Genomic DNA, 22,655 nt, shown 5'->3' with positions numbered 1-22,655 from the left:
CACGTATGAGGTGGTCTGAGGAAATGAATTCCTCGAATGAATTATTCGGAAGCCGAGTTATTCAACGAGGACTTGAATGCGGCATCGGCCGAAGGGGTGCCTGGACGCTTTTCCAGCGTCCAACCTTCGGTGTTCCGCTGCGGAGCCACGGACAACGCTAGTGCGCCAGCCGGGACGTTTTTACGGACGATGGCACCAGCACCGGTGTATGCGCCGTCCCCGAGTTCCACCGGTGCGATGAACACGGTGTTCGAGCTGGTGCGTACATGTGAACCAATCTTGGTTCGGTGCTTCTTTTCACCGTCGTAGTTTGCGGTGATATTGCCACACCCAATATTGGTGTACTCACCGATTTCAGCATCCCCGGCATAACCCAGGTGCGAGAGCTTAGAGCCGCGACCAATGGTCACGTTCTTGGTTTCGTAGAAAGCGCCAATCTTGCCGTCCGGACCCAAGTCGGTTCCGGGACGCAGGTAAGCGAAGGGACCAACGCTGGCGCCTTCGGAGATCCGCGAGTCGGTAGCGTCGGTGCGCTTGACCGTAGCGTTCTGGCCAACCACCACGTTGGTCAAGGTGGTGTCTGGACCAACCACGGCGTTGCTGCCGATGATGGTTTCGCCGTGTAGCTGGGTACCTGGCTTCAGAGTGACATCTTGGCCGATGATGACCGTGGCGTCGATCCACGTGGTCGCCGGGTCAATGATGGTCACACCTTGGCGCATCCAGGATTCGGTCTTGCGCTCGTTGTAGATGCGGGCCAGGTTGGAAACCTGAACGCGATCGTTCGCTCCCTCGATCTGCCAGCGGTCGGCAATCTGCGAGGACGCGACTCGGCCACCGCGGGCACGGGCAATGGCCAGTACATCGGTCAGGTACATTTCGCCCTGCGCGTTGTCGGTGGTGACCTCGGTCAGCGCCGAACGCAGCATGGCTGCATCAAAGGCATAAATACCGGAGTTGATTTCCTTGACCGCAAGTTCAGCCTCGTTGGCATCCTTCTGCTCGCGGATCCCGGAAACTTCACCGTTCTCATCACGCAAGATTCGACCGTAACCCGATGGGTCATCCAGCTCGGTGGTCAACACGGTGACAGCGTTACCGCTCGCTTCGTGGGTGACCACAAGGCCTGCCAGCACTTCACTGGTGAGCAATGGCACATCGCCATAGGTCACGACGACGGTGCCTTCGAGGTCTGGATCTACTGCGTCGAGGCCCTGCTGCACAGCACGGCCGGTGCCAGGAATGTCATCCTGATCGGCGATGGTGATGCTTGGGAACTGCTCAACGATATGAGCTGCAACGAGGTCACGTTGGTGACGCACCACGGCGACCAAGCTCTTCGGTTCCAGCGCGGAAGCGGCGTGCAATGCGTGAGAAATCATTGAACGACCTGCAATTTCGTGCATGATCTTCGGCTTAGCCGATTTCATCCGGGTTCCTGCGCCTGCGGCGAGGACGATAACGGCTACTGGTGCGTTGACCTGATCGCTCAAGTGCTTTCTCCTGCGAAGTCGAGTATGAGATTTCTGGCATCAAAATAAAACCCCGCTGACAGTCTATCGCGATGAGGAAGATCGGCTTAACTGGCGTTCAAAAAGAAAAGCGCCCACGAGGGGCGCTGAGAGCTAAATGGTTCCGCCCGTAGGATTCGAACCTACAATGCACAGCTCCAAAGGCTGGCGTGTTGCCATTACACCAGGGCGGAAAACGTACCTGACGAGCATCACCCGTTAAGCACGCTAATTATTCTGCCACGATCTAGAGTCTGAGTGAAATCGCACAACACGTTAACAAAAGATAATCTCCTCTGCGGCGTTCAGATCGGTACTAAATAGTTCTCGATTTGCGTCGCTTCGTAAACTAGAGGTGTGGCTCATTTACTCGGAGGCGAAGCCCTCCATCTCGAATATCCCACCCACGTCGTATTTGACTCGGTCACCATCGGTATTTCCGAAGGCGACCGTATCGGTCTGGTGGGACGCAATGGCGAAGGCAAATCCTCGCTACTACGCATGCTCGCGGGCAAAATCGAACCTCACTCAGGGCGTGTGACCCGACGTGGAGACGTAACCGTCGGGGTACTCGATCAGAGTGACACCCTCGATTCAGACTCCACCGTGCATTACGCACTGGTAGGAGACATGGAAGCTCATGAATGGGCCGGTGAGGCTCGCATTCGTGATGTCATCGGTGGACTTGTTGCAGACCTGGATTGGGAAGCACAGATTTCAACGCTCTCCGGTGGACAGCGACGCCGTGTCGCCTTGGCTGCACTGCTAGTTCAAGACTGGGATGTGGTCATCCTCGACGAGCCAACTAACCATTTGGACGTCGAAGGTATCTCCTGGCTGGCGACGCACCTGAACAATCGTTGGTCCAAAAGCTCCGGCGGACTGATGGTTGTCACTCACGACCGTTGGTTCCTCGACGAAGTCTGCACCAATACCTGGGAGGTGCACGACCGCTTAGTCGAGCCTTTCGAAGGCGGCTACGCGGCCTACGTACTACAGCGTGTGGAGCGTGACCGCATTGCGGCGGTCACCGAAGGCAAGCGCCAGAACATGATGAAGAAGGAACTTGCTTGGCTGCGTCGTGGTGCCCCTGCACGTACGGCCAAACCAAAGTTCCGTATTGAGGCAGCCAACCAGCTGATTGCCGACGTTCCTCCGGTTCGTAACCCGTTGGAATTGAAGAAGATGGCCACCACCCGTTTGGGCAAAGACGTGGTGGATTTGCTGGATACCGAGGTCAGCTTCGGCGACAAGCGCATCTTGAAGCCATTCACCTGGCGTATTGCTCCGGGTGAACGTACCGGACTGCTCGGTGCCAATGGTGCTGGTAAATCAACCTTGTTGGGGTTGATTGCAGGCACCGTAGTACCTACCGGCGGTACCATCAAGCGCGGCCAGACGGTGAAGCTCGCGGTGCTTGATCAGCAGTTCCGTGAGTTGGAGAAGATCGGCGAAGACCGCGTCCGCGAAGTCCTGGCTGGATTCCGCACCACTTTTAATGTGGACGGCAAGGATCTGACCCCAGCGCAGCTGCTGGAACGTCTGGGATTCTCCTCCGCGCACCTGTCCACCAAGATCAACGAACTTTCCGGTGGCCAGCGCCGCCGCTTGCAGTTGCTGATGATCTTGATGAATGAACCGAACGTCATGATCCTCGATGAGCCAACGAACGACGTCGATACCGACATGCTCGCTGCTTTGGAAGATCTGCTTGACTCCTGGCCTGGCACGCTGATCGTCGTGTCGCACGACCGCTACCTGCTGGAACGTGTCACCGATCAGCAGTACGCGATCCTGGACGGCAATTTCCGGCATGTGCCCGGCGGCGTCGATGAGTACTTGAAGTTGCGCAGCGCCGAAGGGGTCAAGGGGTCAGGCAATCCGGCCGCTGCGTCCTCCAACGGCAGTTCCGCCAACACCAAGGGTCTGAGCGCCGCGGAGCTTCGCGCCACACAGAAGGAATTGAACGCTAACGAGCGCAAGGTCGGTCAGCTGCGCGACAAGGTTGAGAAGACCCATACCAAGATGGCCGCACACGACCAGAGCGACTACGAGGCCTTAGGCAAACTCACTGCCAGAATCAACGACCTTGAATCCCAGATTGATGAACTCGAAGAACGCTGGCTGGAGCTCACCGAAATCCTCAGCTAGCCAGAGCGAGTCGTGCAATAACTAGGCAATTCGAATGAAGTGGTGGTCCAGAATGTTATTTCTGGACCACCACTTTTTTCATTGACGAGTACTCCACTTGATTCGGTTCATCTGCCACTAGGCTAGTGAAGGTATCACTAATTCTCGGCTATCCACGTAGGCTCCGGTAAATGCACACAGCAGAACGTTCGGTCTCGCTGGAGACGATAGTGCAGACAGCCGTATCAGGGCTGCCGCTTCGGATTCGACGCGCCCAACGAACAACGATCAACGAGGGTTCGGCTCATCTCGTTGTTCTGCTGGAGGACTACGCGGCCGTACGAGTGACCCGCGATAGGTTCACTGCTAGTAGGCTTCGCCAAAGGCAACAGCTCGTTGATTCACTTCCAAGCGGCATTGGCTTAACCGTGCCACGTTCGCTCGGACCGGTAGCCGAAATCGAGGGATATGCGGCGGTGGCTACGGAATTCGTCGCCGGCGCTCCTTGCCCTGCCGGTGAAGGTGAACCGGAGGAACTTCAGCGACTGCTGGAAGCAGTTTCTTCAATCGACCCCGTCCCACTTCAGCGGATGCTCAACGAGCCGTTATACTTCTGCGGCGGCGCGAATTGGTATTCCATTCAAATTGAAGAGGTCATTCCAAGAATTTATCAGCAATTTAGAAGTCTTGCCCGCGAGGCCATTGAGGCACTGTCACATCTTGAACCCGAAGAGCAGGTGTTCTCCCACGGCGATCTAGGCGGATACAACGTCATGTGGCATCGGGGTCGGGCCACGGGGATTCTCGATTGGGATTTGTCCTCCATGAGCGATCGGTCTACCGACCTCGCGTCTTTGGGTGTGTGGCACGGCTGGGAGAAGCTCTCAAAAATCGCCAGCCCTCATCAGGTTATTCGGGCCGGCATCCGGCGAAATACCTTTCGGCTCCAACAACTCGGTTTTTTGATCGTCGCGCAAAGGCCGGAAGCGGAAATCTCAGCTGCTATCGGCAGGGCAAATAGATGGATCGCTGAAAATCTCGCCTGCAAATGAAGCAAAGAAGGTACCTTGCGCAGGCGGTCTTCGTAAGTTTTAGGGTGCCAGATGGAAGTTGCCTTTCATTGCAAGATCTACTTGGCGGTTGCTATCGAACTGCGCTGGCCGTTTTCTGGCCCTAATAGTGAACCTTCTGCGGGCACCGGGTACGCCACCCAAATTCAGCGACATTCGGCATGCCTCAGTTCACAATTGCTTCATCTGAGGCGCGAATACATATACATGTCTTTTCGCTGACCACCGACTTCCTGCCAACTACGCAGCAACCCCTCACGTATGTAGCCGCAGCGCTCCGCAGCTCGCCAAGAACCTTCGTTCCAAGGCTCAATGTAAAGTTCCAGCCGGTGAATCTCGGGCAGTTCAAGACCCCACCGCGATAAGGCGTCCAGGGCGGCGGAGGCTATTCCCTTGTTTCGATGAGAAGGGCCAATCCAATAACCGGCACTGGCGCGGCCTTGACCTGAATTCTTCAGCCAGAGTCCAATTTGGCCCACTGCTTGATCGGAGCCTGCATCCGCGATGGCGAATGAATATCCGGATTGATCCACAAGCCGGAGGCGCTGCCGTTCGATGAAATCGAGTATTTCCTCGTCCACGCCGTTGCTTGGAACGGTCGTAATCAAAGGAATTAATGGATCGATCGACGCTTCTCGAACCAACTCAGCATCCTTCGCCTCGAATGGGCGCAGACGATAATCCAAGGCATCCAAAACGGGCTGATTCAAAGGGACCATTTAGAAATCCTAACGGTAGTCAAAGGCTGCAATGGCATATCCAACCACGAGCGCTAGGCTTGCCAGTCAGCGGCCACGTCCACCACGCAGTGCAATCTGGATTAGCTAGACATCGCCTGCACCCACTGCAAAGATTGCCCGACGCGAACAGCAATGAGTCTTTGCACTAGTGAGTTGACGCAACCGGCCGGCTACCCGCTACGGCTAGCCAAGACTGGAGACTGATTTGATATGGGTGGAGAAGCCAACGCCTTGGGACGGCGCGGCCCTAACCAGGCAGATTGTCCTCAATGGCGTTAATGATGGCAGGATCATTAGGCAGCGTCCGCGGGCGGAAACGCATCATTTCACCGGAAGGCAGGATCAGGAACTTCTCGAAGTTCCAGCTGACGCGGCCTGATTTCCCCGCGACATCCTTGGTCTTCTTTAGTTCGGTGTACAGCGGGTGCTCGTTCCTGCCGTTGACGCGAATGCGGTCGAAGACCGGGAAGCTCACCCCGTAAGTGGTGGAGCAGAATTCCTCAATCGCCTCGTTGCTGCCCAGTTCCTGCAGGAACTGGTTGCTGGGGAATCCCAGGACGGTGAAGCCGCGATCCTTGTAGGTGCGTTGAAGTGTTTCAAGGGTGGCATATTGGGGTGCGAGGCCACAGCGGGAAGCAACGTTCACGACGAGGATGACCTGACCTTGGTAGTCGGTCAGGGAGGTCGTGGTTCCGTCCATCTTCACGATGGGAATGACATTGATGTTCATACTTGATTCAGCAATCCGCGCTCTTGTTACATTCCCGGCGGACTAGATTGATCGATGGCACCGTGCGGAGGTCGGGACGTGTTTGGTGCCCGGGTATGCGAGCCGGAGACTTCGGGGATGGGCACCGGTGCTACCCTTTCATCATGCGGATGCTGCTTACCTTTCTCGGAATCGTTGCAATCGTCGCGTACTCCCTTCTCGGGACATTACTGATGAACGATTGGGCTGTAGTGGTCGCGAGCGGGTTGCCGCTGGATACGACGATCGCTGACATGAAGGCAGCGGATCAGCAGTACAGCACCATTCCGGGGCTGGGCTTCGCAGCGCTGGGTATCCTGATGGCACTTGTGTGGGGTGCCATAACGATGTGGTGCCGGGCCGAGCTGCCAGTTTGGGCGGCTTTGTCACTGGGAGCCGGAATCCTGGCACTGGGCGCGCCGGCATACTTTTTCGCCTCGTTCGCCAACCTGAATTCTGTAGGCGATACCTATGCCGAGTGGAATTCCGGGGCGGCATTCGTGCTGGAAGCGCCCTTGTATGCGGCCAGCGGATTCTCGTTCCTGATCGCTATGGGAGCATTGGCTGTACCGCTGACCAAGGCAGTGTCTAGGAAGACCTCACCGGGTCAGTGGCATGGCGGCAAAGATTCCGCCTAGTTCTAGTAATGCCGGTGCTGGCGACGCAGGTTGAGCATCTATGATCTTGACCAGTAGAACGTGCTTGGCAACGGTGCATCAGCATGAGTCCGGCGCACCACGGCCCACCGTAGGGATTATAGGCGTTAAACGTGTCAGATTCTGGCCGCGAAGCTAATTAAGACCAATACGCGCATTGTTTTCTCCCGAGCGGAGAATGCTCTCGAAACCGTCAGATATGTTGCCGAAGACAACGAATTATCGCGTCGTAGAAAATCTCTCTCTGAAAGCCGTCGGCGTCGTCCCCAGCTGGCGGGCAAAGGCTCGCCGAAGAGTCTCATCTGTACCTATCCCACTTAGCTGGGCTACGCGGGTGACGGGGTGGCCTTGAAGGATCAGGGTTTGCGCAGCATCGAGCCGGATCTGCTCCACCCAGCGCGCGGGACTGGTCCCGAGCTCGGCATGGAAGATTCTGTTGAGGTGACGCACGCTCACCCCGGCTGCCGTGGCCATCGAGGTTACCGTGTGGTCCCCGGGAAGATCTGATGCGACCTTTTCCAGCACGGTGCGCAGTAACTCGTTCTTCGCCGCAGGACGACTCAACGCGTGGGAGAACTGGCTCTGCCCACCGGGGCGGTGCATGAACATCACCAGCTCACGCGCCACATTCCGTGCCACTTCGACCCCTAGATCATCTTCGACAATTGCCAGGGCCAAATCGATTCCCGCTGTCACCCCCGCGGAGGTCAGAAAGCGTCCGTCCTGGAGATGGATCACGTCAGGCTCCACGAGGATTTGCGGGTACCACCGCGCCAGCAGGTTCGCGTGACGCCAGTGTGTCGTGACGCGACGACCATTGAGATATCCCAGGGCCGCCAAGACGAACGCTCCCGTGCACACCGAAGCCACCCGCTGTGCCGGAGCGGACAGGGACTGCACGGCGGCCATCAATTCGGCGTCCTGCCGTGGAGTAACCAGCGCCTCTCCGCCGGTGACCAACACGGTGTCACACGATCCAGCCTCTGATACGGCAACCGTGTCAGCCAGCACGAGACCCGACGATGCGGTCACCGACCCTCCCTCGATCGAGACAAAGATCAGCTCGTAGTGCTGGCGGGAGGGGTCGGCCAAGTGGAAAACCTCGGCTGGCCCGCTGGCATCAAGTAGCGTCATTCCATCGAAGACAAGGATTCCGATTCGATGGCTCATGTCCGAAACCGAGGGTTATGTGACAGTAAAGACATGGCTTCACCCTACCTCGTTGCGCAAAAATTGGAAGCAGGCAAACCTTTTTGCAGCCGGAAATTGTTCCCGAGTGGCAGGAACCCGGAGTAAAACAACTGAGAGGCACCATAGACCATGACTGAAATCATTGCAGGCGTGAGAATTCCCGACAGTAAAATGGTCCGAGACGCCACCGACCTACTGCGAGATGTCGCCACCGAGCTGGTGTTTGATCATTCTCGTCGGGTGTTTCTCTTCGGTTCTTTGCGGGGGCAAGAACGAGGGCTCGATTACGATCCTGAGCTGCTGTACGTCGGAGCAATGTTCCACGACCTCGGCTTGACCGAAAAGTATCGCCGCACCGATCAGCGTTTCGAGATCGACGCCGCTGACGTGGCCCGCGGCTTTCTCAGCGAGCATGGTATTGACAGTGAGGCCAGCGACAAGGTTTGGAACGCGATCGCTTTGCACACCACTCCGGAAATTCCACTGCATATGGACCCCGTCGTCGCTCTCGTGACTCGCGGAGTGGAACTGGACGTGTTGGGCATTGGATATGACGCGATCACCGATGACCAGCGTCAAGCAGTAGTCCATGCCCATCCACGCCCAGACTTCAAGAACCAGGTCTTGGCCGCTTTCACCGACGGACTCAAGGACCGTCCGGACACTACGTTCGGCAATGTCAAGGCCGATGTGCTCCAACACTTCTTGCCCGGTTTCAAGCGCGGAGACTTTGTTGAGGTTATTCGAAACAATCCTTGGCCGGAGTGAATTTGACCGATAAGAGGGCACGGTAGTTACCTGGCTTTGGACAGATCCTTCTCGAATAGCAGATTGCGTTCATCGTAGTATGTTTCAGTGACTCCGAGTAACCTCATCCCAAGGCGCTCGCAAACCCTCTGGGAGGCGACATTGAGTGGATCAGTGACGGCAATAACGGTCTGAAGCCCGCTGGTTGCAGCGTCCGTCATGACAGCACTGGCAGCTTCAGTGGCGTAGCCCGCGCCTTGGGCATCAGGGTGTAGATGCCAGCCGATTTCCACCGGAGGTTCACTCGTTGCACTTGCTGAGAGCGGGATATGTTTGAGCAGGACATTCCCCAGTAAGTGACCAGTTTCGCGGGTGGTAACTGCCCATATCCCGTGAATCGGGTCATCAATGGCGCGTCGGCGAATAATTGATTCCACAGCTTCGCAGCGAGTAGTCATCTTCTTTGCATGAGGCCCAAGAAATCTAACCGTATCCCAGCGGGATTCAAGGTCGAATAGAAAGTCCGCGTCGTCCAGTTCCCACGGCCGCATGATTAGTCGCTCGCTGTTGATAATTCTCATTCGTCAATTCTCTACCGCAGCGAGGTCAAATCCAGTGAACCCAAGCTGGCGTCCCGTAAGCCGAACTTCTACCGGGACGCGGTGAGCGTCCCGAGAGCGCATCGGCTTAAGGGCACGCGATAGCGCATCGGGATGCGCGAGAAGGTGCAGGTGAATCTGCCATCGAGCCCTACCGGGCGCGGCCACTACCGAACCGGAAGTCACTCGACGAGGCCTCACTGTGGAAAAATGGAGGGATGACGCTCTCCGACCACGACGCATACATCGCTGCGGCTCCAGAACAGTTCCGCCCACTGTTGGCCACGTTGCGCGCACAGCTCGCGCGCACCCTGCCGGACGCGGAGGAGATCATCAAATACAACATGCCCGGGTTCCAGATCGGACGATCGATCGTCGCGAGCTACGCCGCCTTCAGTAAGCAATGCGGCCTCTATCTCTCCCCAGGCGCCATCATCGCCCATGCCGAAGACATCGCCGCCGCCGGGCTGAAGGCCACCAAGACCGGGATCACATTTCCCGCGAACAACCCCATTCCTTACGACCTCATCGAACGGCTCGCGGTCACCTCGCGGAAGGACCTCGGGCTCTAACCGAGTGCGGCGTTGCAACAAACACGGCATTGCTTGGCATCGCCCTGAGGACGATCCTCTTGCGATCATGGCTTAAGCCGATGCCGCGAAGGGTTGACCGGCGACATGCACGGCATGGCACGACGCACTGCGCCCGATAGGTGAAGGCTCCGTGGGACGCCGTCATTTATTCCAGAGCTAGAATGAGGTCATCTGCGTGCAGCGATGCGTAAAGGTTTCATATCTTTGGATCTTAAGGAATGCGGGTGATGTGTATGTTGATAGTGATTCGTGGAAATTCAGGCTCAGGGAAAAGCACGATCGCGCGCATGCTGCAAACCAAACTCGGGAAACTTACAGCGGTGCTTCAGCAGGATCACTTTCGCAGAGTTATTTACCATGAGCGAGAGCGGAAAAGCCTAGCTTACGCAGACCTACTCGAAATTGCTGCCATTCATTGTCTCAACCGTGGACACAACGTAATCCTGGAAGGGATCTTTAACGCCTCCAGATACGGGGGGATGTTGGAGCGCGTGGCAGAGCATACTGCTGATGCCAGATTTTATTCATTCGATCTCGCTTTCGAAGAGACTGTCATTCGACATTCGACGAGACCGCAAGCTACTGAAATCAGCGATAAAGAAATGCGCGGTTGGTACCACGGATGGCAACCTCTTCCGTTCGTATCAGAGATGCGAATTGTTGCTGATGAAACTCCTGAGCAAATCGTTGAACGTATTTTGCAGCGTCCCATCCGCTAGTAGGAACCTTGAACCTACAACTGTCACTTAGACCGACCTCCTAGAAGAGCGCCCGCAAGAGGAACCTTGACCAGGCATGACCAACAGCGTGAAGTGCGGTGTCGAATCAAGAGGGTATGTGAGACTCGACCTTCGAGTGTTTGGCGCAATGCCAAGCAATGGGCGCCACCTGGGATTCGCGGGCGAATCAACATACGAAGTGAGAGAATAAACCGCATGACATTCCAGATCGAATACGCACGAGACCCATCTGCTGTCCGCCGCATCCTGGAGGCGCTGCCGGAGTGGTTCGGAGATCCGGAAGCGATCGACGAGTACGTTGCCGATGCCGCCAACGACGACTTTGTGAGCATGCTCGCGCGCGAATCTGGAACTACGATTGGTGTTGCCCTTGTCCGTCGGCATTTTCCTGAATCCGCAGAATTGCACCTCATCGCAATCTCCCCGGAAGTGAGAGGCCAAGGAGCTGGGCGTGCACTTATCGACGGCGTCGCCGCCGACCTTGCGGAAGACGGATGCGTGCTGCTATCTGTTCATACGGTAGGGCCGTCCTTCGACAGCGATTCGTACGCCCAGACTCGGTCCTTCTATCGGGCGACCGATTTCTATCCCTTGGAAGAGCACCGCAACCTTGACTGGTCAGGACCGACGCTCATCCTCGTCCGCAGGCTAGTCTTGGTTTCATAAGGCGAACCTCTACTGGGACGTTCTACGAAAGCCAAACGGACTCCTTTGGCTACTCCCAATTTCTATACGCAACACCCCTACTAGACTAGCGATAAGCATCCAGCTCAGCAGTACAGATGATCGGCAACGCAGCGCACCCAGCCAACAGAGCCCAAATCCACAGCAATAACACCGGCCCTGTGAAAACAGCCAAGACTCCACCAAGCAGCGCAGCGACCGGCATAACACCCAAGGTGATAGTGCGCTGGGCGGAACCTACAGAAGCCAGAGTCTCAGCAGGAATGGCACGAGGCAAGACCTCCGCCCCAGCAACCGAAGCTATAGCCACCAAGAAACTCCAACTCATCGACTGCGCAGCAAGCCAAATCAATTCGTGTCCAGGAAGCTGTTGGCAAGCAATAGCCATGGCGACCACTGGCATCGACAGCAGCGCAGCAGCAGTCCGCAAAATCCGGAGCCCTAATTTCGCCGACAATCGCGGAGCGACCGCTGCGCCAAGTATCGCCCCGACGGCCGAGACAATTCCCAAAGCAGCGAAAAACGCCGGAGCGATACCCAGATCCCGCAACAGGAAGACAGGAAGTACCGTGTTGCCGAGCATCACCCCAGCATTGACTAGCGCGCTGGAAATCGTCAATGACCACAGCGCAGGATTCCGCCGCAGGGTACGAAACCCATCGGAAAACTTTCTGCGTTCTCGTCGATTCAGATTGGAAGAAGCTACTTTCGGTGGAATCCCGCGTTGCAGCAAGAAGGAGACAGCATAGGAGCTGATCGCTAGCCACAACAAACCTGGCAGGCCCCAGAGACCGAGCATAGCGCTTCCGATAGCGGATGCTGTTGTACCAGCGCTCTGATCAGTAATCGTCATACGAGAGTACGCAAGCTTCAGCCCTTCTTTGGGAACAATCCCTTGGATGACAGGACCCTGGGCCGTGGTGAAAACGACATCGGCCATTCCGATGACTACTGCAACTCCAACGACAACTGGCCCCGAAAGCCAGCCAGCGAAAAAGGTGGCAGCAAGTATCCCTAGGGCCAAAAAGCGGGCGAGACTTGCGGCACCCATGGCCCTGCGCCGGTCCCGAAGACGGTCGATGAGCATGCCGATCGGCATCCCCAGCAGCAGGAACGCACCCAAGCCGATTGAGTTGATGACACCGACAAATCCGGTTCCGTATCCCAAGACGGTGACTGCGAGCAAGGGCATGAGCGTGCGCGCCATCGCGTCTCCGAACCCTTCGGCAGCAGTGGTGGCCAAGATGAATCGGAAAGACCTGGGGAGTTTTTCCGGCGTGAGTGTGCGCAGCGCTGGTGTTTCATTCGAAGTCATGATGCAACTCAACATTCTGTAAGGTAATACCTGACAGAATGTCAGGTACTACCTTACAGGTCAAGTGCCTCCCGTAGACTGGGCACCATGGAACAGAGCGCTAAAGGTGTCAGAGAGATTGCTTCAGCAGATCAGCCATTCATGTGTTCATTCTGCCTTCGACCTCGTGAGGAAACCGGCGTGCTCGTGGGTGCTCCCGCGGTGGGTATCTGCCGTAAGTGCACAGAAGCTGCGGTGGTCCTTTTCCAGAATTCCGTTCCTGAAGCAGGGCCGATGCAGCGAGCTCCATGGGACGCTTTGGATAACGAAGAGCTCCTACGCCAGCTACCCAAGGTCGCGAAAGCCCGAGATGACGTTGAAAATCACCTTAGAATTTGGGTCGGGGCAGCGAGGAGCCGGAAAATCAGTTGGGCCAGCATCGGAGAATCTCTAGGAATGTCCCGCCAGTCAGCCTGGGAACGCTTCCATCAGTCTGTTGTGGCTGAAGATAAATCTGCTTGACGCTAACCGTCCGCCAGCGGACTTTGTGCGGCTCGCTTGATCGGGTCTACTTATCTGCGGAGAAAAGCTCACGTCGTACGTGCTCGACAGTCGTGCTTCGATTCCTAGATCTGGTTGGCTGAGAAGAGCGCAATGCAGTTAAGTACGAGAAACCAAGGTAGCAAATGCTTATTCGGTACCAATCGAGTGTTCCTAATCATCGTGGAATATACCCTGGGATTTTCGGTCTTGCCAATACGCTGGCCCACAATGGAAAACTGAGCGATACAGACTGGGCCACTTGGAGGTCAGGCAACGACTGGTACAACGCGGCGTACCCCGATCCGTGCAAAACGAATCCCGCTGTTTACGATTCTCAAGTGAACCCGCACGCGGCAGCTTGGTTCAAGGACACTGCTACGCATTTGCTAGAACGCATCGAACCGTATCTGGAACTGCTCAAACGGCACGACGTTCAGGTTGTGAAACTCATCAGCGCTGATCCAGGGCAAATCATCTACGAGGATACGGTGCAGATCGTCGTTGTTCCGCACGAAGTCAAGATCTGATAGGCCTTCTAAGGTTGAGTCACACCGCCCGTTAGGGGAACCCTTTGCGGGACTGCTCAGCATAAGCGCAGGCGTCCCTCTGCCTTATGATTCATTCCGGCGGGGGAATGAGGATTAACTAGCGATCGCTTCCGCAACTAGCTCGGCGTCTTGAGAGTTGGCCAAGACGAACTGGTACCGGTGGCCATTGGAATCCGAGAAGGTCACGGAGGCGGATCCGCCCATGTTCAATCTCGTGAGCGAGCCGCGTTCATGCGTCGTCACGGGCCAGTTGACCAAACCAAGGTTCATACCGTTATCAGGTGCAACCGAAATCGTATGCACGTCCTGTCGTGGCACGACCCGTTTCCATGCAGGGCCAGTGAGAGTGACCGCTCTCTCGTCAACCGTCACCGTGATCCGTGCCAGCAGCCAGCACCACACGGCAGCAAATATCAGGGCAGCAGCGATCAGGTGGAACCACCAAAGTGATTCAATGACAGCTTCCACGACGAAAACAACTACAAGGACTGCAGAAATGAGGGAGCCGACCCATCGCTGCCAATTTGGCAAGCGTTCCGCGAATCTGAGATTTTCATTCACTGTCTGAGGTGTCATTGTGCTTCTCTCATTGTGATTTGGTCGGAGGCCCAAGGTCTCCAGCCTCACCAGATGAACCCTAGCCCGACGTGCTGGCTTCACACAAAATATTTACATAGTAGGTGGAGGAACGACACGGTAGGGCGTCCTGGCCATCGCCGGCCTGGATAGTACCGATAAAGGAACCTTCACCGGGACGCACTCACTTCTCCCGAATCTTGCCTGTTTCTAGGCTTTAAAAGTTGCGCGACTGAGGCCTTGAAGTTGATATTTCGCGCGTTGAGCACTTAATCAAAACCATAACTCGATTGGTTATCTGTTAACCTTGAATTTTTGCCGGACCATCTATGCGACCCATGACTCGGGTGCATCAAGGAGTTTTTTCGTGAGTACCTCGAACGGTTCATCTTCTATCCCGACTGGGGCGCAGGGAGCCGGCGTCGTTTCTGTAGCTCGCGCCGGATCTTGGATCTGGTTGTTGCTCATTGGTGTGGCTGTGTTCGCCGTAGTGATGGTTGTAGTTGTCAAGGATCCGGTCACGACCTGGACTATGGGGCCAACGGCTGTTTTCTCATTGTTTGCAGGATGGTGCTTCAGCCGTGGAAAAGTCGTCGTAGACGATTCAGGAGTACGAGTTTACGGCGGCGGAGTCGTCAAGATGCTCGGCGTGAAGGCTGAAGACGTCACCTCGGCAGAAGCGAAAGACATCAGCCCCGCAGAATACGGTGGCTGGGGCCTACGCGTGTCCGGGGCCGGAACGGCATTCATCCTCAAGGAAGGTCCGGGTCTGGTGGTGGAGCGGAAGCACGGTGCGCCTCGTATCTACTCGGTAGCGACCGAAACAGATGGACAGCAAATGGCTAAGACGCTGAATCAGATTGCAGCAAAAAACGCGGGCTAGTTCACCGCGTCGGGGGTTCTGGGCAGAACAAAAGGGAACCCCTGAACCAGCAAAAGCACTGTCAGTCCATGCGATCGTTCAATGGACAGACAGTGCTTTTGCTGTCTTAAGTGCCCAGATTCTTGTTATCCACTGCTCCGAATTTCCTGGAGATGAAAAGTGTCCCGCAAGCCGGTCGTCATACGGGACATTCGATCCGTTGACTTGGTAAATTTTCAAAACTCCGAGTTTTCAAAGATTTAAGATTCCCGTATACCCCGCCCGAGAAAATGCCCGGTGAAGGGACCTTATACGGAGCACTTAAAATCAGGCCAAATTGCCACTCTCAGCGACAAGATACTCACCCAAGTTTCGGCCACTCTGCGACGAGAAAAGTTTCGAACCCCTTGGCGTGATGGACGAACATTCCTGCTCTGGGTTAGTCCTTGCCGATAGCTATAAGAACCATTTTGGAATCTATGATGACACGGCAAAGTTACGTTCCTAAAAGACTGTCGTTCACACTGAAGAATCCAGTAACTGGATTCCTAATGCGCCTGCGGAAAATCCCGTCGCCCGACTGCCCGCAGAATTGGACATCGTCGCGGAACTTCTAAACATGCAGACAAGCAACACCTTGGGAACGTACACGGCCTAATTTTTGACAAGACCCATAGCCGTAAAGGCTCGGTGATAGATTTCTTTGATCACGGATTCTTTACGGGCGTTGTATTGCATAGTGTGTTCGTCTGCTGCCGTAGCCTGCGCTGCGGCTATCCGTTTCGCTTCTGCGTACACCCGTCGCTCGTTTGGGTGCGCACGCAACCAATCACGGAAAATGCGATGTTTGATTAATTCTGGACTGTCATACCCGAAGACATGTAAGTTGCATGCTGGGTTCGAGTGCCGCAGTACGCGATGTCCATACCACCAAGGTTCGCGGACAACTAGGTGAAAGCCGACTTTTTCGAGCGACGGAACATAGAGCTGTTCTTCATTTGGATCAGCAACCACCAAATCTATGTCGATGATTGGTTTCGCAGGGAGTTCCTGCACAGATGTCGAACCGACATGCTCAATCGCCAGAGCCCGCCATCCCAAGCCGTTTCTGATTTGCGTAGCAAGAAACTGGAATTGTCCTGCCCACTTGTCGTTCCACTCGGCAATCTCAACACCTTGCAATGGTCCAGCTCCAGGTAGGTACGGAGATTGCCCTTCGGGCGGTACAGGTTCGTGGAATGAGGTAATTTCGACAAGTTGGGGCATGACAACCATTATCAACTGTTCTTTCGCTCTTGGCATTCAGCTTGCCAAAAATCCATATTCAAATCTTCAACACAGCACTAGCCGTCATCGGCATGTGCTTTCCTAACTGCAAGACGCGCAGCCTCTTCCTGCCAATGGATGAGTTCAATACTCATGCATTAAGATGTCTCCTCCGGCGCAACTGCCAAACATTCAAGGCGATTCCATGGGGCGCGATGAGGAATAAAAATGGCACTGGATTACATAAGTGGTTCCTGATACCAATAGCCACGGCCCAGTATCGCTCGGGTCCGTCTTGCCACTATCGAGACTACGGAGAAGCGCCAAAACGTATCATCCTTCAATTCTGCTCTCCCAATTTAATCTTTCCGTGCGATCATGACCTTATGGATCGACCTAGCATCTGGTCAGAGATCGATACCGAGCGTACTGCCTTGGCTCATCAATTAGCATTCATCAATGCGCCGCAGTGGCAAGCCCAATCGCTCTGTACCGAGCTGACAGTTCGGGAGGTATTGGCACACTTGACCGCCAGCGGCACCTTGTCAGGGACAGCTTGGTTTCTTGGTGTCCTGCGAGCACGCTTTGATTTTGATCAACAAGTGGCGGACCGGCTCAGAGAACAGCTCGGTTCTACCCCGGACGATACGCTGAAACGTTTTTGTGCAACCATCGGCAGTAGGACCTCTCCCCCGATTCCTAAATTAGCTTTACTCGGAGAAATGATCGTCCACGGCAATGATATTCGGCAACCGCTCGGGTTGCATCATACTCACCGGCAAGAAACCCTTGATGCTTTACTTCGATACTACGCAGGCAGCGACCAAATTGTTGTCGCCAAGAAAAGAATCAAGGGCTTGCAATTAGAGAGCCTCGAAAGCGGCATCACCATTGGGCATGGCCTGCCCGTTCGTGGCAGAACTCTGGCACTAATCATGGCGATGACCGGAAGGAAAGCGTACTGCTCCGAACTGTCCGGAAGCGGGCCATCTCTACTCGCATCACGCTGCGACTAGTCCGCTTTCTATACCGATCAGGCACTGCTTTCCCTTATCCAGAATTGCACTGTAAAGGTCGCTGGCCCCGGCCACGTTCGGTACGGATCATCAATCCTTGGTTCAGGGTTACCTGCCGAAAAGACGTGCGAAAAAGCCCTTGCCCGACTTATTTTCTTGAGCCGCGTTCGGGTCGCAAGCACAGCGTGAATTGCGTGGAACGTTAGCCATAACTTGCTCAACGTGCTGCCCGCACCCTGCCCAGGTGGTTTTTTGGCACTTGCTACATTTCACGGCACGACACATTTTATGCTCCCTAAACTCAATGATTCATCCGTATGCAAACTACGAAATTAGCCTACATCAGAATACCCCTAGGGGTATAGAAATAATATTACCATAATCAAATAAACCCCCTGGGGTATAGGATTGAAGAAATTTCAACATGACAGGAACGCGCCATGCAGTTAGAAGCAGAAACTATGAAACCTGCGATCAACAGACTTAAAAGAGCTCAGGGGCAGCTTAATGCTGTGATCAGGATGCTCGAAGAAGGCAGTGATTGCCGTGCGGTCGTTACCCAGCTCTCCGCAGCGTCGAAAGCCATCGACCGCGCGGGCTTCTCTATCATCGCCACCGGTTTAGAAAAATGCCTTGAGTCAGACGATCCCACCGTGGACCGCGCCGAAATGGAAAAGCTCTTCCTATCATTGGCTTAGTCATGCAGCCGTGAGCTTCCTGATTTACCTGATATGAGTAGACGTAAAAGTGCCGGTTTCTTTCCCCCAGGAAAAAACCGGCACCCTCCACTGCAGTTCACCAATACTGGAAATCGTTACTTACGTCCAAACCCACGCAGTCGTAGCGAATTGGCCACAACCAGCACGGAGCTGGCAGCCATGGCAGCGCCTGCAATCATCGGATTCAGGAACCCCAGAGCTGCCACCGGGATGCCGGCGGTGTTGTAGATGAACGCCCAGAAAAGGTTCATCTTGATGGTTCCCAAAGTCTTGCGGGACAGTTCAATGGAGTGGGCTACCTGATCGATATCGTTGCCCATAATGGTCACATCCGCAGCCTCGATAGCGACATCAGTGCCGGATCCCATCGCGATGCCCAGGTCAGCCTGAGCCAACGCAGGGGCATCATTAACACCGTCACCCACCATGGCCACAACCTTGCCTTGCGCCTGGAGCTTACGCACGGCCTCGGCTTTGCCCTCGGGGAAGACATCTGCAAAGACATCTTCGGGTGCAATGCCTACCTTGGCCGCCACGAGTTCGGCCACCGCCCTATTGTCACCGGTGAGCAGCACCGGGCGCAGTCCCAAATCCTTGAGCCTGGCGATAGCGGCCACAGAGGATTCCTTGATCGTATCGGTCAAGTTGACCAACCCCGCGAAGACCCCATCAACGCCAACCATGATCGAGGTAGCACCGGCTTGCTGCGCAGCAGCCAGGTCCGCATGCTGCCCCTCGGTCAGCTCAATACCGTTCTCTTTCAACCAGCTGACGCGCCCTGCTACCACCGTCTGTCCGTCAACTACCGCGCGAACGCCTCCGCCAGCGGCCGAGCTGAAATCGCTTGATCCCAACAGGTCGCCATCAGCTTTTGCGGCCGCGACAATCGCCTGGGCGATTGGATGCTCGGAGTTGGACTCGGCAGCGCCTGCCAGTGCCAAAACAGTGCTTTCAGCAAACCCGTCAGCCGCGGTGGTGGAGGTGACCGCAAGGTTTCCCTCGGTAACGGTTCCGGTCTTATCCAGCAGAACCGTGTCAACCTTCCGCGTGTCCTCCAGAACTTGCGGACCGCGAATCAGGATACCTAGCTGGGCTCCTCGCCCAGTACCAACCAGCAATCCAATAGGCGTTGCCAGACCTAATGCACAGGGGCAAGCGATAACCAGTACCGCAACGGAGGCAGCAACAGCCGCGCCCATATCTCCGGCGACAAGCAACCAGGTCACAAAAGTCCCGAGAGCGATAACCAGCACAATAGGTACGAATACCGAGGAGATCCTGTCCGCCAGCCGGGCAATCGGAGCCTTGCCGGTCTGCGCTTCGGAGACCAAGCGTCCCATTTGCGCCAACGTGGTGTCCTGACCCACTCGGGTAGCGCGAATGATTAGCGCACCTGAAGTATTGATCGTAGCTCCGGTGACCGTGTCATCCGGGCCAACCTCTACGGGGACCGATTCACCTGTCACCAGCGCGGTATCTACCGCCGAGTGTCCAGAGACCACAAAGCCGTCTGTGGCGATCTTTTCCCCTGGACGCACAATGAATTCATCTCCGGGCACCAGAGTAGCGGCCGAAACCTTCGTTTCCACACCGTCGCGGATCAGGGTAGCTTCTTTGGCTCCCAGATCCAGCAGCGTTTTTAATGCGTCACCCGCGCGGGCTTTAGCGCGTGCTTCCAGCCATCGGCCAAGCAGTAGGAAAGTCGCTACCACGCCGGCAGTTTCAAAGTACAAGGCATGCTCGCTCATCGACATGCCAATGTGGGCGGTGATATTAGGATCTGCAATCAACTGCCACAGCGAATAGAAGTAAGCGGCCAGGACACCGATGGACACCAAGGTATCCATGGTGGAGGCGAAGTGGCGTGCATTGATCGCGGCTGCTCGGTGAAATGGCCAGGCCGACCAGAAGGTGACCGGCGTAGCCAGGACCAGCGCTACCCAACCCCAGTGCGGGAATTGGGCACCGGGAATCATGGAAATGACAAAGAGCGGAGTGGTGAAGATGGCAGCTACAATCAGCCGTTTCTTCAGGTCCGCACCGACCGCAGGCGCTGCTTTCACTGGAATTGGTTCAAGCTGTGCCGGAGATTCGGAAACGTCTTGATCACCGTCATCCAGCGTTGGAACCGATGGCTTCGCGTACTGGTCAACCTTGAGGCTGGCCTTATAACCGGCCGATTCCACGGTTGAGATCAATATTTCGTCGCTCACGTCTTGCGGAACGGTGATGCGCGCTGATTCCAACGGCAAGTTGACCAAGGCTTCAACGCCTTCAATCTTGCCCAGTTTGCGCTCGACTCGACCCACACAGGAGGCGCAGGTCATTCCCTGAATGTCCAACTCGACTATGCGCTGGTTAGTGGGGAATGCAGTGTCGTTACTCATGATTCCATTTCTTTCTCACGTCTGGCTGGGGCTTAAAGCACTGGACCTCGCCCCGCGGGGCCACCCTTTAGGCGTCAACAGAGATGAGGTTATATCCGGCCTCGGAAATAGCTGCTTCGAATGCAGAATTCTCCACCTGCGTCTCGGTAGCAACCGTCGCAGTAGATGTTCCACCGACCACAAGGTCAACCTCGACCGCGCTGACCCCGGCTATTTCCTGCAGCTCCTCAGTGACCGAAGAGACACAGTGTCCACAGGTCAAGCCGTCAATTTTCAAAGTGATGCTGGAGCTCATGACTTCCTCCGTAAGTTGTATTTTGCTCGTAGTTTCTTCGTATTACGAGTCCTAACCTTGGCAACCGGAGACGAATACTCACCAGCTTGCCAACATCCAGAGCATATACCCCTAGTGGGTATATTTCAAGTACCCCCTGAGGGTATAGAAGAGTCGCGAATGACCAATCAGGTCGCATCCGCGAAACCAGACTGGGTAAAAAGTGCACAGAAATGAGACCCCGGTCCTTAATCTAGAACCAGTTATGCTCGGAGCGCCCTGGCACGACTAGGGTGCCAGGGCAAAGCTTTAGCGCTTACCTGTCACCAGATCCGCGAAATGAGCAATCGGCGAAGTATGCGAACTACCTTTAGCCTCTTGCCGGTCCGCCAGCCCATATGCGGCATAGAGCCCTTTTGTGGCAATCCATCGCAAAGGTTCGGGTTCCCATAGTCTTGCTTGATGGTTTACCCACGGCAGGTCAACTAGGTCAGAATTCCGCCCTAACACCAAGTCTCGCAAGGTACGACCCGCAAGATTAGTGGTGGCCACCCCGGTGCCCACATATCCTCCTGCCCACGCGATTCCGCTGTGTGAATCGAGCCCAACAGTTGCCGCCCAATCACGCGGAACCCCAAGCACCCCGGACCAGGCATGATCGATATTGGTAAGCCGTGTTTGCGGGAAGAGAGTATGCAAAATTTCTTGTAACCCTTTAACGCTCGCTTCTGGCGTCTGGCCATCAAGATCCGTGCGGGAACCATATTTGTATGGGACGCCGCGCCCGCCGATGGCAATGCGGTCATCCGCCGTGCGTTGCGCGTACATGTAAACGTGGGCGAAGTCGCCAAGTACTTCGCCTTGGCTCCAGTTCACTTCATCCCAAAAATCTGCCCCTAAAGGCTCGGTGGCGATCATTGACGAATTCATCGGAAGCCAGAGCCGCTTATGCCCCTTGAGCCCGGCAGTAAAACCCTCTGTCGCTCGGATGACAAATTCCGCAGTCACCTGACCGCCCACAAAATCTAGTTGATGGGGTCGAATTTCGGTCACACGGGTATTCTCATAAATTTCTATGCCAAGAGACTCGACTACCCGCGCTAAGCCACTGACCAGTTTCGCCGGTTGAATCCGTGCGGCATGAGGATGCCAGGCAGCACCCAGAGCACCTTCCACACCGATTCTCTCTGTTGCATCACTTTGCGTCAGCAGTTGTACGTCGGTGTGTTCCCAGGAATTTTCGTCCTTGACGAATTCACGCAGTCGGGTAAATTGTGCTGCGTTGTAGGCGACTTCAAATTCACCACCAGGCAAGATATCTGCCTCGATTTGCTCAGACTGGCAGACCCGGATCACTTCAGCGACGGTTCGGTTCATAGTCAACTGAAAGTCTGTAGCCGCCTGACGGCCATGGGATTTGAGATATTGTTCGCGCCCGCCGGTAATAGTGTTGGTTAACCAACCACCGTTCCGTCCCGAGGCACCATAACCAACGTGCCGTTGTTCCAAAATTGCGATTCGCAGGGATGGATCCGCCTGCTTCAAATAATAAGCGGTCCATAGACCGGTAAATCCAGCGCCTACGATCGCTACATCAACTTCGAGCGATTCGTTCAGCGTTGGGCGGGCGGCGGGCAACCCAATTTGTTCCCACCAATGAGAAACCTGGCCATTGATCATGTGATTCTTTCGTCCGCAACGAATAAATGAACCACGCTCACTTTATGGTTCTGGAATCACTCTAGGGTCAGCCCGATACTC

The 22,655-nt window shown here is 55.5% G+C and carries 24 protein-coding genes and 1 tRNA gene; 12 read left to right on the top strand and 13 right to left on the bottom strand.

Translation table 11 applies throughout. The features are described from left to right. Nucleotides 1-41: 41 nt before the first annotated feature. Both glmU and IEX04_RS05945 read right to left on the bottom strand, forming a co-directional pair. A complete protein-coding gene (gene glmU, locus IEX04_RS05950; protein WP_096256645.1) occupies nucleotides 42-1,493 on the bottom strand; it encodes a bifunctional UDP-N-acetylglucosamine diphosphorylase/glucosamine-1-phosphate N-acetyltransferase GlmU in 1,452 nt (483 codons plus the stop codon). Nucleotides 1,494-1,630: 137 nt separating this feature from the next. After that, nucleotides 1,631-1,705, bottom strand: a tRNA-Gln gene (locus IEX04_RS05945). 163 nt (nucleotides 1,706-1,868) lie between these two features. Here IEX04_RS05945 and IEX04_RS05940 point away from each other — a divergent pair. Further along, on the top strand, nucleotides 1,869-3,662 hold the full coding sequence (locus IEX04_RS05940) for an ABC-F family ATP-binding cassette domain-containing protein (protein ID WP_188684429.1): 1,794 nt from the start codon (nucleotides 1,869-1,871) through the stop codon (nucleotides 3,660-3,662). Between the two features lie 170 nt (nucleotides 3,663-3,832). Next, the gene (locus IEX04_RS05935) at nucleotides 3,833-4,693 is read left to right on the top strand and encodes a phosphotransferase family protein (protein WP_188684427.1); all 861 of its coding nucleotides are present in this window, start codon (nucleotides 3,833-3,835) and stop codon (nucleotides 4,691-4,693) included. Nucleotides 4,694-4,893: 200 nt separating this feature from the next. On the opposite strand, the gene IEX04_RS05930 is transcribed toward IEX04_RS05935, so the two are convergent. Then, nucleotides 4,894-5,430, bottom strand: a complete 537-nt coding sequence (locus IEX04_RS05930) for a GNAT family N-acetyltransferase (protein ID WP_188684425.1) — start codon at nucleotides 5,428-5,430, stop codon at nucleotides 4,894-4,896. 268 nt (nucleotides 5,431-5,698) lie between these two features. Beyond that, nucleotides 5,699-6,181 carry a glutathione peroxidase gene (locus IEX04_RS05925; protein ID WP_188684423.1) on the bottom strand — a complete coding sequence of 161 codons (483 nt, stop codon included), beginning with the start codon at nucleotides 6,179-6,181 and terminating at the stop codon, nucleotides 5,699-5,701. Nucleotides 6,182-6,393: 212 nt separating this feature from the next. Between IEX04_RS05925 and IEX04_RS05920 the strand changes: the two genes are divergently transcribed. Next, nucleotides 6,394-6,837 carry a hypothetical protein gene (locus IEX04_RS05920; RefSeq protein WP_229677030.1) on the top strand — a complete coding sequence of 148 codons (444 nt, stop codon included), beginning with the start codon at nucleotides 6,394-6,396 and terminating at the stop codon, nucleotides 6,835-6,837. A 237-nt stretch (nucleotides 6,838-7,074) separates the two neighbouring features. Here the strand turns inward: IEX04_RS05920 and IEX04_RS05915 are convergent, their stop codons facing one another. Beyond that, complete coding sequence (locus tag IEX04_RS05915) at nucleotides 7,075-8,025, bottom strand: GlxA family transcriptional regulator (RefSeq protein WP_188684419.1); 951 nt, start codon at nucleotides 8,023-8,025, stop codon at nucleotides 7,075-7,077. Nucleotides 8,026-8,175: 150 nt separating this feature from the next. Here IEX04_RS05915 and IEX04_RS05910 point away from each other — a divergent pair, with 150 nt between their 5' ends. Then, nucleotides 8,176-8,814, top strand: a complete 639-nt coding sequence (locus IEX04_RS05910; RefSeq protein ID WP_188684417.1) for an HD domain-containing protein — start codon at nucleotides 8,176-8,178, stop codon at nucleotides 8,812-8,814. Between the two features lie 26 nt (nucleotides 8,815-8,840). Here the strand turns inward: IEX04_RS05910 and IEX04_RS05905 are convergent, their stop codons facing one another. After that, a complete protein-coding gene (locus tag IEX04_RS05905; protein ID WP_188684415.1) occupies nucleotides 8,841-9,374 on the bottom strand; it encodes a GNAT family N-acetyltransferase in 534 nt (177 codons plus the stop codon). Nucleotides 9,375-9,610: 236 nt separating this feature from the next. Between IEX04_RS05905 and IEX04_RS05900 the strand changes: the two genes are divergently transcribed. The 3 genes from IEX04_RS05900 to IEX04_RS05890 all read left to right on the top strand — a co-directional run bounded on the left by IEX04_RS05900 (nucleotide 9,611) and on the right by IEX04_RS05890 (nucleotide 11,391). Beyond that, a complete protein-coding gene (locus tag IEX04_RS05900) occupies nucleotides 9,611-9,964 on the top strand; it encodes an iron chaperone (RefSeq protein ID WP_188684413.1) in 354 nt (117 codons plus the stop codon). A 254-nt stretch (nucleotides 9,965-10,218) separates the two neighbouring features. Beyond that, entirely contained in the window at nucleotides 10,219-10,704 is a 486-nt protein-coding gene (locus IEX04_RS05895; RefSeq protein ID WP_188684411.1) for an AAA family ATPase, read from the top strand. A gap of 216 nt (nucleotides 10,705-10,920) precedes the next feature. After that, nucleotides 10,921-11,391 carry a GNAT family N-acetyltransferase gene (locus IEX04_RS05890; protein ID WP_188684409.1) on the top strand — a complete coding sequence of 157 codons (471 nt, stop codon included), beginning with the start codon at nucleotides 10,921-10,923 and terminating at the stop codon, nucleotides 11,389-11,391. Nucleotides 11,392-11,476: 85 nt separating this feature from the next. On the opposite strand, the gene IEX04_RS05885 is transcribed toward IEX04_RS05890, so the two are convergent. Then, nucleotides 11,477-12,724 carry an MFS transporter gene (locus IEX04_RS05885; protein ID WP_188684407.1) on the bottom strand — a complete coding sequence of 416 codons (1,248 nt, stop codon included), beginning with the start codon at nucleotides 12,722-12,724 and terminating at the stop codon, nucleotides 11,477-11,479. Nucleotides 12,725-12,811: 87 nt separating this feature from the next. Between IEX04_RS05885 and IEX04_RS19120 the strand changes: the two genes are divergently transcribed. Both IEX04_RS19120 and IEX04_RS18755 read left to right on the top strand, forming a co-directional pair. Further along, entirely contained in the window at nucleotides 12,812-13,225 is a 414-nt protein-coding gene (locus IEX04_RS19120) for a ClpX C4-type zinc finger protein (RefSeq protein ID WP_188684405.1), read from the top strand. A gap of 359 nt (nucleotides 13,226-13,584) precedes the next feature. Continuing rightward, a complete protein-coding gene (locus IEX04_RS18755; protein WP_229677029.1) occupies nucleotides 13,585-13,773 on the top strand; it encodes a hypothetical protein in 189 nt (62 codons plus the stop codon). A gap of 114 nt (nucleotides 13,774-13,887) precedes the next feature. Here IEX04_RS18755 and IEX04_RS05870 read toward each other — a convergent pair whose 3' ends face one another. Beyond that, nucleotides 13,888-14,370: a hypothetical protein gene (locus IEX04_RS05870; RefSeq protein ID WP_188684401.1), complete on the bottom strand. Its 483-nt coding sequence runs from the start codon at nucleotides 14,368-14,370 to the stop codon at nucleotides 13,888-13,890. Between the two features lie 367 nt (nucleotides 14,371-14,737). Here IEX04_RS05870 and IEX04_RS05865 point away from each other — a divergent pair, with 367 nt between their 5' ends. Continuing rightward, nucleotides 14,738-15,253: a hypothetical protein gene (locus tag IEX04_RS05865; RefSeq protein ID WP_146113319.1), complete on the top strand. Its 516-nt coding sequence runs from the start codon at nucleotides 14,738-14,740 to the stop codon at nucleotides 15,251-15,253. Between the two features lie 633 nt (nucleotides 15,254-15,886). On the opposite strand, the gene IEX04_RS05860 is transcribed toward IEX04_RS05865, so the two are convergent. Then, complete coding sequence (locus tag IEX04_RS05860) at nucleotides 15,887-16,507, bottom strand: GrpB family protein (protein ID WP_229677028.1); 621 nt, start codon at nucleotides 16,505-16,507, stop codon at nucleotides 15,887-15,889. Nucleotides 16,508-16,539: 32 nt separating this feature from the next. Between IEX04_RS05860 and IEX04_RS18750 the strand changes: the two genes are divergently transcribed. Beyond that, nucleotides 16,540-17,514 carry a maleylpyruvate isomerase family mycothiol-dependent enzyme gene (locus IEX04_RS18750; RefSeq protein WP_229677027.1) on the top strand — a complete coding sequence of 325 codons (975 nt, stop codon included), beginning with the start codon at nucleotides 16,540-16,542 and terminating at the stop codon, nucleotides 17,512-17,514. A gap of 108 nt (nucleotides 17,515-17,622) precedes the next feature. Here the strand turns inward: IEX04_RS18750 and IEX04_RS19235 are convergent, their stop codons facing one another. Further along, nucleotides 17,623-17,799 carry a DUF8730 family Cys-rich protein gene (locus tag IEX04_RS19235; RefSeq protein ID WP_514131836.1) on the bottom strand — a complete coding sequence of 59 codons (177 nt, stop codon included), beginning with the start codon at nucleotides 17,797-17,799 and terminating at the stop codon, nucleotides 17,623-17,625. Between the two features lie 155 nt (nucleotides 17,800-17,954). Here IEX04_RS19235 and IEX04_RS05850 point away from each other — a divergent pair, with 155 nt between their 5' ends. Beyond that, nucleotides 17,955-18,212 carry a metal-sensitive transcriptional regulator gene (locus IEX04_RS05850; protein WP_096256609.1) on the top strand — a complete coding sequence of 86 codons (258 nt, stop codon included), beginning with the start codon at nucleotides 17,955-17,957 and terminating at the stop codon, nucleotides 18,210-18,212. 116 nt (nucleotides 18,213-18,328) lie between these two features. Here the strand turns inward: IEX04_RS05850 and IEX04_RS05845 are convergent, their stop codons facing one another. The 3 genes from IEX04_RS05845 to IEX04_RS05835 all read right to left on the bottom strand — a co-directional run bounded on the left by IEX04_RS05845 (nucleotide 18,329) and on the right by IEX04_RS05835 (nucleotide 22,574). Next, complete coding sequence (locus IEX04_RS05845; protein WP_188684399.1) at nucleotides 18,329-20,620, bottom strand: heavy metal translocating P-type ATPase; 2,292 nt, start codon at nucleotides 20,618-20,620, stop codon at nucleotides 18,329-18,331. 67 nt (nucleotides 20,621-20,687) lie between these two features. Continuing rightward, on the bottom strand, nucleotides 20,688-20,915 hold the full coding sequence (locus IEX04_RS05840) for a heavy-metal-associated domain-containing protein (RefSeq protein WP_188684397.1): 228 nt from the start codon (nucleotides 20,913-20,915) through the stop codon (nucleotides 20,688-20,690). 288 nt (nucleotides 20,916-21,203) lie between these two features. Then, a complete protein-coding gene (locus tag IEX04_RS05835; RefSeq protein WP_188684395.1) occupies nucleotides 21,204-22,574 on the bottom strand; it encodes an NAD(P)/FAD-dependent oxidoreductase in 1,371 nt (456 codons plus the stop codon). Nucleotides 22,575-22,655 lie beyond the last annotated feature (81 nt).

Origin of the sequence: Glutamicibacter ardleyensis (assembly GCF_014644555.1) — a bacterium.
In the GTDB taxonomy this organism is placed as follows: Bacteria; Actinomycetota; Actinomycetes; order Actinomycetales; family Micrococcaceae; genus Glutamicibacter; species Glutamicibacter bergerei.
This window is presented reverse-complemented; position numbering and strand designations above follow the sequence as displayed.

Bases quoted from the DNA above. Each gene is read 5' to 3' on its own strand.
- IEX04_RS05860 (WP_229677028.1), bottom strand. From the start codon at position 16,507: ATGGTTGTCATGCCCCAACTTGTCGAAATTACCTCATTCCACGAACCT.
- IEX04_RS05890 (WP_188684409.1), top strand. From the start codon at position 10,921: ATGACATTCCAGATCGAATACGCACGAGACCCATCTGCTGTCCGCCGC.
- IEX04_RS05835 (WP_188684395.1), bottom strand. From the start codon at position 22,574: ATGATCAATGGCCAGGTTTCTCATTGGTGGGAACAAATTGGGTTGCCC.
- IEX04_RS05915 (WP_188684419.1), bottom strand. From the start codon at position 8,025: ATGAGCCATCGAATCGGAATCCTTGTCTTCGATGGAATGACGCTACTT.
- IEX04_RS05870 (WP_188684401.1), bottom strand. From the start codon at position 14,370: ATGACACCTCAGACAGTGAATGAAAATCTCAGATTCGCGGAACGCTTG.
- IEX04_RS05905 (WP_188684415.1), bottom strand. From the start codon at position 9,374: ATGAGAATTATCAACAGCGAGCGACTAATCATGCGGCCGTGGGAACTG.
- IEX04_RS05935 (WP_188684427.1), top strand. From the start codon at position 3,833: ATGCACACAGCAGAACGTTCGGTCTCGCTGGAGACGATAGTGCAGACA.
- IEX04_RS05925 (WP_188684423.1), bottom strand. From the start codon at position 6,181: ATGAACATCAATGTCATTCCCATCGTGAAGATGGACGGAACCACGACC.
- IEX04_RS05885 (WP_188684407.1), bottom strand. From the start codon at position 12,724: ATGACTTCGAATGAAACACCAGCGCTGCGCACACTCACGCCGGAAAAA.
- IEX04_RS05850 (WP_096256609.1), top strand. From the start codon at position 17,955: ATGCAGTTAGAAGCAGAAACTATGAAACCTGCGATCAACAGACTTAAA.
- IEX04_RS19120 (WP_188684405.1), top strand. From the start codon at position 12,812: ATGGAACAGAGCGCTAAAGGTGTCAGAGAGATTGCTTCAGCAGATCAG.
- IEX04_RS05845 (WP_188684399.1), bottom strand. From the start codon at position 20,620: ATGAGTAACGACACTGCATTCCCCACTAACCAGCGCATAGTCGAGTTG.
- IEX04_RS05840 (WP_188684397.1), bottom strand. From the start codon at position 20,915: ATGAGCTCCAGCATCACTTTGAAAATTGACGGCTTGACCTGTGGACAC.
- IEX04_RS05910 (WP_188684417.1), top strand. From the start codon at position 8,176: ATGACTGAAATCATTGCAGGCGTGAGAATTCCCGACAGTAAAATGGTC.
- IEX04_RS05930 (WP_188684425.1), bottom strand. From the start codon at position 5,430: ATGGTCCCTTTGAATCAGCCCGTTTTGGATGCCTTGGATTATCGTCTG.
- IEX04_RS05900 (WP_188684413.1), top strand. From the start codon at position 9,611: ATGACGCTCTCCGACCACGACGCATACATCGCTGCGGCTCCAGAACAG.
- IEX04_RS05920 (WP_229677030.1), top strand. From the start codon at position 6,394: ATGAACGATTGGGCTGTAGTGGTCGCGAGCGGGTTGCCGCTGGATACG.
- IEX04_RS05895 (WP_188684411.1), top strand. From the start codon at position 10,219: ATGTTGATAGTGATTCGTGGAAATTCAGGCTCAGGGAAAAGCACGATC.
- IEX04_RS19235 (WP_514131836.1), bottom strand. From the start codon at position 17,799: ATGTGTCGTGCCGTGAAATGTAGCAAGTGCCAAAAAACCACCTGGGCA.